Below are 2,187 nucleotides of genomic sequence, written 5' to 3' on the forward strand. Positions count from 1 at the left end.
CAAGGCCGCACCGTTGTCTCATCGCCCACTAATGGCCAACTGGCCCTTCAGCAGGGGACGTTAAAAAACAAGCTCAGTGCCTGTGTCTGAACCTCGGATTTGGGTAGCTTTGCCTCCTAGGCTGATCGGATGTCCGAGGGCATCGGAGAAGTCGCGAGACGGTTCTGCGAGGGCTGCGGGAGGCCGCTGTCGTCGGAGGCTCCGGCTCTTACGAGGTTCTGCTCGGCGGCCTGTCGTTGCAGGCAGTGGCGGCAGGACCAGCGGTTGCGGAAGCGTGTGGCCGCGGAGTTGAGCGGGGCCGGCCGGGCCGAGTGCCCGGAGTGCGGGGCCACCTGGGTGGCCGGGGTGGACCGCCGTTCGAACGCGGTCTACTGCTCGCGGCGGTGCGTGACGAGGGCCTGGCGGTCGCGGAAGTAATCGTTCGTGGAACGGTCACGGTGACCGCAACACGAACGCACCCGCAACCCAACTTCGTTCATTTACCGGTCAAATACGGTCATTCATTGTGATCTTAGGATTTTCGGTCCGACTCTCGGTTGCAGATGCGGGCCGGGTCTCGCCGCGGCCGATGGGCTGCGCCCCGGGCTCGCTGGTGGGTGGTGAAGACCATGCCCGAAGAGATCACGACGCCCGACAAGGTCGGCAACGTCAGCCCGGCCCGCTATGCGGAGATCGTGGCTGAACTGCGCAAGCTGGTGGAGACCACCACCCGCATCCAGTTCACGATCGGTGACTACGCCCTCGAAGTCGAGCCGATGCGCGAGTCCGGCGGTCAGGAACGGACCGACAGCCTGTTCACGGTCAAGGAGTCGCTGTTCCGTCTTGCCGAGGACATCGGCATCTCCTACAAGTCGCTGTCGGGCAACCGCTGGACCGCCTCGAAGTGGCCGAAGGACCGCCGGGTCCCCGGGGTCTCCTTCACCGTCCACCGCATCTTCGCCAGCATCACCGACGAGGACGAGCGGTTCGCAACGATCCTGACCCCGCCACAGGGCAAGACCCGATGGACGCCGGACGAGGCCAACCGGCGAGCCGGCCGTCAGGTCGAGCGCCCGGTCACCCCGCAGGAGAAGGTCTCCGCGATTCACACCCTGGCCAAGGACGAAGCGGTCGCCGCCACCGTCACCGGCGACCTGCTGCGGCGACCGACCGTGGTTGCCCAGGTCAGGCAGGAGGACAAGGTCCGAGCGGTCGAGGAACTGACCCGCGATGAGGACGTCGCCGCGACGGTGACCAGCGACCTGTTGCGGCGCCCGGCGGTGGTCTCCCAGGTCAAGCAGGCCGAACGCGTCCGGGTGGTCGAGGAACTGACCCGGGACGAGGCCGTCGCGGCCGAGGTCACCACGGGCCTGCTCCGCAGGCCCGACGTCGCCTTCAAGGCGATGTCCGACGACACCGCCCGCCACCAGGTCAACCACGCCCAGATCGAGCGCGGCCGCCAGGCCCGTGAGCACTTCGAGGACACCAACCCCGCCGCCGAAGCCGTCCGCAGCATCGACCGGTCGGTCGAGTTCCTCGACCTGGTCACCGCCTGCCACGCGTTCGTCGCCGCCTCGGGCCGAGTCGTCCCCGGCCTGCGCGACCGTCAGCTCAGCGACGACGAGAGGGTCCTGGTCCACGAGAACGTCGCCCGCGTCCGGGCCACGCTCGACTGGATCGAGACCGCGGTCGACACCGGCAAGGTCGACGTCGACGGCGAGCTGGCCCGCCTGCTGCAAGGTGAATAGCCGATGCCCCGTGCTTCCGCACGCAAGTCACCGGCCGCCCAGCGCCACGCCGACAGCATCCGCTTCGTCCTCTTCGAGGCCCGCCCCGCCGGTCTGACCTTCGCCCAGCTGGTCAGATCCAGCGAACTCTCCCCCCACCAGGCCCGGTCCGGGCTGGCCTGCCTGCGCGACATCATCGCCGAGCAGGGCTGGCCGCCCCTGATCTGGACCCGCGCCGACGGGTACAAGTTCTGCTCCGACACCACCGAGCTCCAGGCATACGAGGTCGCGGTCATCCGCGCCAAGCTCACCGAGATCCGCCGGTTCATCACCGGCGTCGTCATCCCCCACGCGACCCTCCAGCCGAAAGGACGGTGGATCAAACACCTCAACACCCAGCTCAGCAGCGTCGAATCGACGCTCGACGTCATCGCCGACTACATCGACGCCTGATGGGTGGTCCCGGCCGCGAAGCGGCCCG

2 protein-coding genes are annotated in these 2,187 nt (G+C 68.0%); both read left to right on the forward strand.

The features are described 5' to 3' along the window. Positions 1-608 precede the first annotated feature (608 nt). Positions 609-1,727, forward strand: coding sequence for a DUF6192 family protein (locus AB0917_RS33995; RefSeq protein ID WP_366823566.1), 1,119 nt, complete (start codon positions 609-611; stop codon positions 1,725-1,727). 3 nt (positions 1,728-1,730) lie between these two features. Then, positions 1,731-2,159: a RacP protein gene (locus AB0917_RS34000; RefSeq protein ID WP_364970625.1), complete on the forward strand. Its 429-nt coding sequence runs from the start codon at positions 1,731-1,733 to the stop codon at positions 2,157-2,159. Positions 2,160-2,187: the final 28 nt, after the last annotated feature.

It is taken from the genome of Streptomyces sp. NPDC007346 (genome assembly GCF_040703535.1).
Classification (GTDB): domain Bacteria; phylum Actinomycetota; class Actinomycetes; order Streptomycetales; family Streptomycetaceae; genus Streptomyces.